Source organism: Serratia sp. 14-2641 (assembly GCF_001692375.1).
Lineage (GTDB): Bacteria > Pseudomonadota > Gammaproteobacteria > Enterobacterales > Enterobacteriaceae > Chania > Chania fonticola_C.
In genome coordinates, this window is record NZ_LXKR01000050.1 from 1 (window position 1) to 7,509 (window position 7,509).

General features: G+C 57.2%; 8 protein-coding genes. All 8 read right to left on the reverse strand.

Annotated elements, in window-relative coordinates:
* Positions 1-536 (reverse strand): conjugal transfer protein TraX (gene traX / locus A6U95_RS18290; protein WP_065685500.1); only part of this gene is annotated, 536 nt, incomplete at its 3' end.
* Entirely contained in the window at positions 526-1,734 is a 1,209-nt protein-coding gene (gene traW / locus A6U95_RS18295; RefSeq protein WP_065685501.1) for a conjugal transfer protein TraW, read from the reverse strand. The genes traW and traX, both read right to left, overlap by 11 nt.
* Before the next feature lie 12 nt (positions 1,735-1,746).
* Positions 1,747-4,806 carry a conjugal transfer protein gene (locus A6U95_RS18300; RefSeq protein ID WP_065685502.1) on the reverse strand — a complete coding sequence of 1,020 codons (3,060 nt, stop codon included), beginning with the start codon at positions 4,804-4,806 and terminating at the stop codon, positions 1,747-1,749.
* On the reverse strand, positions 4,781-5,395 hold the full coding sequence (locus A6U95_RS18305; RefSeq protein WP_021807930.1) for a hypothetical protein: 615 nt from the start codon (positions 5,393-5,395) through the stop codon (positions 4,781-4,783). The genes A6U95_RS18300 and A6U95_RS18305 overlap by 26 nt, the downstream gene beginning before the upstream one ends.
* Positions 5,396-5,448: 53 nt before the next feature.
* A complete protein-coding gene (locus tag A6U95_RS18310) occupies positions 5,449-5,835 on the reverse strand; it encodes a DUF6750 family protein (protein WP_065685503.1) in 387 nt (128 codons plus the stop codon).
* 76 nt (positions 5,836-5,911) lie between these two features.
* Positions 5,912-6,454 (reverse strand): conjugal transfer protein TraQ, encoded by a 543-nt coding sequence (gene traQ / locus A6U95_RS18315; protein WP_021807928.1) that lies wholly within the window; start codon positions 6,452-6,454, stop codon positions 5,912-5,914.
* Positions 6,455-6,464: 10 nt separating this feature from the next.
* Positions 6,465-7,184 (reverse strand): conjugal transfer protein TraP, encoded by a 720-nt coding sequence (traP, locus tag A6U95_RS18320; protein WP_065685504.1) that lies wholly within the window; start codon positions 7,182-7,184, stop codon positions 6,465-6,467.
* On the reverse strand, positions 7,177-7,509 hold a 333-nt coding region (locus A6U95_RS18325), incomplete at its 5' end, for a hypothetical protein (RefSeq protein WP_206744298.1). The genes A6U95_RS18325 and traP, both read right to left, overlap by 8 nt.

The window sequence follows — 7,509 nt, forward strand, 5'->3', positions numbered from 1 at the left end:
ACTTGCCGGCAACAGCGATTCTCCGACCGGAAATCACCGAACGTCCCCTTTTCTTCTTTACTGACGCGCTGCGTATTGAGTTGCCACAGGCGATACGTCACGATCAGCGCTTTCACAAACCCCGCAGCCCCTAACAACGCCAAAATCAATGACGCAATCGTCGCACGCAGCAGGACCGAGCCTGGTAGGGAGACTAGACTCACCATGATCATCAATAACAAAATCAAGGAGAGCCCGCCGCAAACCAGCATGAGGAACCACCAAAATGCCCGGATACGGACATAGTTGGTGCGAAGCTGCTCAACCGAAACGCCCGCTGCCGCCACGGCTTGCGCCCAGGTCAAGGCTTCACGGTCAACCTGACCAGGAGCGCGAACCACCTCCCGCGCCCGCGCCAGATTATTCAGTATCGGCCGCACGCCCCCCCGGTAAATAACGCCCAGGTCAGAGAAAGGGTTTACCAATGACAGCCCTACTTTCCCAACCCGCCGCAACGAGGTGGGTGCCACTCTCTGCCTGTTTTGCTCAGTTTGCATTCGCCGTTACCCCTGCACTCATCTGGGTGGAAAGCTGCTGCAGCTGCGGCGCATATTGTGCTTTCGCCGCCATGGCCAATTGCTGCCCTGCGATAACATTTGCCTTGCGCAGCTCGTTTTTAATGCCCAACTGCAACCAGTTACCCAGGCTCTGGACACGGACCAGCTCACGCGTCAGATTGTCGCCACTCATCGCCTGCAGGTCGGTTTCATACGCAGTGTTGGCATAGCGCCGGCCGACTTCGAAAGACTCGTATTCCCGTTCGCTCATCACCCCGGACTTCTGCGCTTCCTGGCTCGCCATCGCTGAAAAATACTGACTGGCTGACGGGCTCTGTAGCGACTCACCTAACGCATCCCGGGTCGCCGGATTGGGCTGACTGGCCGCAATCATGTCCAACTGGGGCTGAGAGGCCGCGCTCTGTATCGATTTGTATTGTGTCAGCAACCCCTGATATTCGCGGCCTGTGGCCGATTGAATATCCCCCTTGCCTGGAGTGCGCCCCGCATCATGGCGGGACGAGTTTTTCATGTAGGCCATCGCCGCATCGACCTGCTCCTGATTGAAGGTCAGGTCAGGTGCCTTGCCGACAGCCCCGGCGCCATCCATCAGGGAACGCAACTCGATATCACCGCCGGGCAGCGGAGAGACCTGTGGACACAGGTCTGTCCCCCTATAGGTTGCCGCTTCCTCTGCCGTACAGTAAGCCGCATGTACCGCCGCACTGCGATAGCCGCCCTGACGCGGTGCCACCGGAAGGGACGCTACGCTCTTGCGCACCATTTCGCTGCTGACGCCCCCGCCGCCAGACAGGCGGGAGGCGCTGGAGCGGGTCTGCTTGCTGACCTGGGTGGCCATGCCGGACGCCGATTCGCTGCAGATACTGTCCGTTACTGTAAAACTGTCGCGGGCTCGCTCCAGACGCTCTGTCTGACGCCCAAAGATGTCGGCCTCACGCTGCGCGCGAGCCGCCTCGGTCACCGCCGACACCTGTTTGTCACTGGCCTGCACGATAGCAGTACCTATCTGGGTTTCCGTTGTGAGGATCTCCGCCAACGTGGCATTGATGGTGGCCATTGCAGGCATCACCTGGAATTCAATCGGTGCACTACCGGACACATAAACGGTATACGCGGCCGCGGGCTGGGTCAGTACCAGACTGACCGCCAGCGCGACCACTGTCGCAGAGTATTTCATGATTTTTCTCGCTTAAAGGTGATAGCCGCGTTTGGCAATAAGCTCAGAGGCAAGGTGGCGCGTGACATTGCCGGCATCCACATCGCCGACCTGCTTTCGACGCAGTTCGATCAGCTTCTCTGCCGTGCCTTGCGGAAAAGCCTCGGCCAGAATGGTGCGCGCCGTTGACCCGCCAACCTGTTCGTACAACAGCCGCCGGAGCGAACTGTCTATCGGTGAAGAGTTAAGCGCCCACAGTTCAAGGGGCCCCAGCGCGTTTTTCAATATCCGGGCCAACGTCCCCCCGCCCTTGATACGAAAAATGCCCAGGAACGGCACGCCACTCCCGTCCGGCGCTGGGCCTGTGCCGCAGCGCTGGAAGTTACGCAAGGTGACTTTCGGTACCTTGAAGCGCTCGACCAGCAGCGCTTCGTCATCCGGATCGACCTCCATCATGAACAATGAATTAGCCGAGCGAAGTATGGCCTCAGGGAAATCGCGCATATACTGGGAAGACAACACGGTGCGGACCCCGAATTTCCGTTGTTCACGATCCTGGGTTTCCAGCATGGGGAAAATAAACGGCACTTTCTTGGCGTTATGCAGTTCGTCATACCCCTTGGTCTTGACCTCTTGATCCAGCTGTTCCAACCGTTCGATATGTAATGCGTGATAACGCTTGTCGACTGCGGCAAGCAACGCATCACGGTACTGAGGCAGGACGAAATCACCGCCAGCCACCTGGCCAGCAAACAGGAACATGATCCCCGTTTTGAGATGCCCCGCCTTACTGTCATCCCCCATCACGTTATTGAGGTCGATCGCGATCACGCGTGTTCGAGGACTAATGACAAACCGCGTGCGCCCAGCCAACATTTTGAATTCACCCACCGCGTCTTTCATGCAGCGATACATATACTCCAGCAACTTTTCCTGACTGCCATCTCGCTGCACTTTACCGAAGGCCCCCTGAATATCTTCATGATTCAAGATACCGGTCATGTCGGTCAGTTCCGGTACAGCCTGGAACTGGGCCAATTGAGCCTCTCGCACATAGCCTCCATCAAACAGCAGATCACGCACTTCGTACCATAGCGCTTTATCCCACCAGTCTGCGTCGAACCGTTCAAACAGCCCCAATTTATCCAATGCCGCATCAACACACTCCAATCCAGGAAGACCGCGGCTATAAGCCTGCGGGCTGACTTCCGCATTCGTGGTGTAGGCTTTGCTGATGGCCCGCTCGAGGATTTGTCGGGTATCGCGGGCATTAGGGGGTTCGCCGGTGCTGGGATCGATACACATGGCGGTCAACATGCTGAGGATCCAGTTGCGTTCAGGCTCTATCGGATAACGCGCCCCCAACTGGATATCAAACAGGTTGCGGCAATGGGCCACACTATTCTGCAGAACAATACCCACCACCTCATCTTTCCGTTCCGGCGGTAAAGCATCACGCAGCAAGGCAATCTGGCCTTGCATTGAGAATCCCTTATCCACGCCGGCAAAAAATGGCAGGTTTTGCTGAGCGCTGGTGATTTGAATGTTACCAAGGGCGTTAAGCAACACTGACTTCCCCGTCCCTGGTGAACCGGACACCAGGTTGGTCAACTTGTTCTGCTTACTGGTGGCCAGCCCCACAGGATAAAGTTTGCCATCCAGCGTGGGGAACAAGGCGTTGCCATCGTCCTCCCAGGCAGATGCCGGCCGCGTCAACGGCGTCAGGTTCAGTGCTTCGGATAACGGGGGGTAGAGCGGGTTGGGGCCGCTGCCTTTGCTGGATGCCACCAGAGTGGAAACCCAGGCACGAACTGGATCGCCGAAAGTCTGCGTGACCTCACAGACGCCCCATGACTGGAAAGCCTGTGTCAGTAGCGTCAGATTACGGGTTACCGCCTGTGGACTGTCCCCCCAGGTCGCTGCCGTTATCGTCATCACACAGACCGGTTCATTTTTTTCAACCTGTGTCAGTGCCGCGATGGACTTCCAAATCGGCCGTAAGGTCGGCACGAACGCCATAAAGTCGAGCGTCCCTTTCTTGACACCCAGCGCCGCCATGCCGCCAGGCATCACATCCATCCGTACCCGCCAGGGCACCGCACGCGGCACCAATGCTTTGAGATGTGCAAATGTCTGAGGGGTTTGCGGCCCCAGGATCACCGACAACGTGCCATGCCACACACCGTTAATGCACAGCATATTGCCCTGCGGGTGAACATCCTGATTCATCAATTGGAAGTTCAGCCAGGGGGCCAGGAATGGCGTGTGATCATCTCCAGCACGTGCGCCATGAGGCATAATGGGATCATCCGGCAACAATGGCTGCCAGTGCTCGGAGGTACCGGCACGATCCACTTGCTCACGCAATGCGTGCCCAACAGCATGCGCGTCAAGACGACTCAACAGCACGCCTTCGCCGTTATCTCTCAATGCCGCCTCTATGCCACTGAGAAAGGCATCATGTCTGATTTTTTGTCCAACCATCTCAGCCAGCACAGGGTTTTGACCAAAACGCGCATCGGGGCTTTGCTGGATAAGCGCCTTGAGACGCTTGTTTTCGTCCATCAGTTCGTGGGCGGACAATGCCTTGCGTCCGGTGTAACACACCAGATAGCAGCGTTCTCGTGACACCCAGGGGCTGATCTTGGCCACCCGCTCATCCAGAATTTCCTTCAGCGCCATGCCGGTACGACGAATGGACCGGTATTGAGGTGCCATAAGACGCCTGACCTCTTCTTCCCCGCGTGAGGGATCATCCTCGTAAATCAGGCTGAATTTATGGCCATGTCGGCGATACACCGCATTCAGTGATTCGGTCATACGTTCGATGCGCCCCGCCCAGGAAAACGGGGCGTCAGAGGCGGCCATTTCATCGGTATCGCAAAAGCTGCCGGCGACGGCAAAGGCCGAGCAATAATCACCGTCGTCAGTCACCAGGATATAGGGGGCGGCCAGCTCGGGGTGGCGTATACGGTCGTCATCTGTCAGGCGGACCACCGTCTGCAGATCACTGTAGTCGGGTAAATCCCGCGACACGGCAAAGCGGGAGGTGGCAGTAATGATCTCTTCAATCCAGCGGATCGGGTTCGGCATACAAATCACTCCGGCGGTAGGTAGGGAAACACCAGGTCGTCAGGGCCTGCGCCGCTGTTTTACCCTCAGGCAACAACAGGGACAGGTCATCGAACACATCAGGGGGAAATACAGGTACGCAGCCAACCAATCGTTCTTGCAGGCGTGCCCGCTTGACGGGGGGCAGTCGCAGCATGGCTGCGGCAAACTCTCCCACTCGCGCCGTTCCCCATGCCCCTTCAACCTCTCGGGCATGGAGTATCATCCAGCGCCACACGCGTTTTCCCTCACGCTGCTGTGTTTGGGTGCCAGCAATCATCGCCAGCAAAGTCTGACGCTGCAGGTGAAGGGCGTTCGTCAGCGACACACCGGGAAGCCAGACCAGACGGGCATGGGCTGCGGTGGGGCTGTCGAGATGCCCAGAGAGGTAACATAAGGTGCATACGGCATGTGACTCATCAAATCCTGCGCGAGTCCCCTGCCACAGAGTGCGAATATGCAGGCCACAGCATCGACAACGTTTACCGTCCATCGGCTGCGGTACCGGCGTTTGGGGATCGCCACTGATATCCAGTGACAGTGGCGCTAGCGTTAACTGAGCTTCAGTCATGACGAATTCTCAACCAAATAAAAAAACGCCCCGAAAATCCGGAGCGTTTCTCGTTAACCGACGTTGACCGGTGACAGTCCCACCTGGGTTTGCGCCCGTTTGATAATTTCCGGCACCACAATGAGGCAGACGCCAAACAGAATTGCCGAGATAATATGGGAGACCTTAATCTGCGGATTGTCCTTCTTGTTTTTTGCTGCAATCAGTCCGCCAATGACAAATACGGCTCCGGCAAGCTGTGCAATAATAAGTGCAGACTTAATCCCGGACTTGGCACCTTCAGCGGCACGGTCGGCCATGTCCGCAATATCACCATCGGCCAGTGCCGTGACAGGAAGAACCGCTGTAGCCCCAGATAAAAACGCCATAAATCGCTGACGTAACCACGCCTTCAGGAAATAAGCGCGCACAGAAAATTTCAGCATCATGTCGTTTGGCATGATTGACTCCTTGAAAATGAAGATTGTTATTAATGAAGGTGAGAGTGCGCTGACGCGCGGATGAAACCCGGCAGGCTTACAGCATGCCAAGGGATTTTTGCAAGGCATCAAGCAGATAAGGACTGCAGACCATCATGATACCCAGCGTGAATTTCAAGCTTCCGGTGGAAACGTCCTGACTGGCCGACAACCCCGTATGCCCATCTTTAAGTGACCTGCGCCAGGTCAACATCCCCTGCAGCGCAACATAAACGCCAAAGACGCGGATCAGGGTCAGCATGGCGTTCGCGGCATCGGCCGCCACGCCAAAGGTGCCAACATCCACATAGCTGATGGCGTCGAAGGTCGCCCCCTGCCAACCCACTTGCCGGGCTGCGGCACCGATCATCTGATCCAACCCCGCCAGCCCTCCGCACAACAGCAACCAGGCGATCACCTTTCCGCCCCCAGCGGACTGGCCCGGAGATTTACGTGATGCACTGGCGTGATGTGCCAGAAATGTCACCGCGCCTACCACGGCAAACAGCATGGCCAGCGTAAACCCTAGACGGGTAAACGCCCCCTGCACGTTATGCGCGAGATTGACCAACAGTTGGATAGCATCGCTTCCGTTAGGCATAACCCTTACCTCACTTCAGCACGCCCGCGCTGGTGCTGACTTCACGAGACTGAGCATCGATACCGGTGATGGTCACCCGCCCCAGCCGATCGCCCGCTTTGACAGCCCAGGTTTTACCTTGCCAGTACACCCACGCCATGCCGTTTTGCACCGCATCAAGTCGCATGCCGGCAAGTGCAGAACGAGAACGGGGCGCGACACGATCATTAACCTGCGACACCACGGCTGCTGGCTTTGCCTCAAGAACAGACAACCTGCTGAGCAGGTGGTTATTCTGTGCCTGTAGGTCAGCCAATTGCTGTTTCAGCGCGGCCAGCGCGGTACTCTGCGTTTTGACCGTGTCCGCCAACCGGGAAATCGCCGTACGGTTGGTCTCCGCAAAAGAACGAACACCGCCGACCATGGTGGCAACGTCATTCTGCAGTTGAACCGCGTCCGTTCCCCCTGCAGGAGCGACAGCGGCCAACGCCACCGGTGCCACAGATTGCCCATACTCAGCCTCACTGAAAGCATCCTGCGTAGCGGCCGAACCGCCATCACCACCATTCACATAAGGCGCGAACAGATAAGCCGCAAACAGCCCCAGTGCAAGGAGCGCTCCAGCCAGCCAAGGTAACGTCATACCAAACAATAACTTGCGCTGCAGCAAACGTGGACGGGAGGGCGTAGACGGTGTTGGTGGAGCTTCAGGCGGGGTGGATACGGTTGGGATAGTTGAAAACTCACTCATGCGTATTCTCCTGAATAATCATGTGAACCAGATAATCATGGGCACGCTCTGCGGCTTCCGGCCAGGGACTCATCGCCGCCGCGTGTTCAGGATGAACGCCGGGCAGGCAGTTAAGGTAACTCTCCAGCGCAACCCGCCCTTTTTCAAACTGTTGATCGGTATGCATCAGAAGGTACAACTCGGATACCGTATCCGCCTGCAACCAATCCTGAAGCAACCTGAAGGAGATAGCGTCAGGCTCACAGGAGTGCAAACAGGCCAGCGCGCAGTTCAGTGCCTGCCGCAGTTGCTGACTTTTCTGACGCCACGCCAAATTTTCATCCCG

Coding starts and splice junctions, on each gene's coding strand:
- traW (WP_065685501.1), bottom strand. CDS start 1,734: ATGAAATACTCTGCGACAGTGGTCGCGCTGGCGGTCAGTCTGGTACTG.
- A6U95_RS18300 (WP_065685502.1), bottom strand. CDS start 4,806: ATGCCGAACCCGATCCGCTGGATTGAAGAGATCATTACTGCCACCTCC.
- A6U95_RS18305 (WP_021807930.1), bottom strand. CDS start 5,395: ATGACTGAAGCTCAGTTAACGCTAGCGCCACTGTCACTGGATATCAGT.
- A6U95_RS18310 (WP_065685503.1), bottom strand. CDS start 5,835: ATGCCAAACGACATGATGCTGAAATTTTCTGTGCGCGCTTATTTCCTG.
- traQ (WP_021807928.1), bottom strand. CDS start 6,454: ATGCCTAACGGAAGCGATGCTATCCAACTGTTGGTCAATCTCGCGCAT.
- traP (WP_065685504.1), bottom strand. CDS start 7,184: ATGAGTGAGTTTTCAACTATCCCAACCGTATCCACCCCGCCTGAAGCT.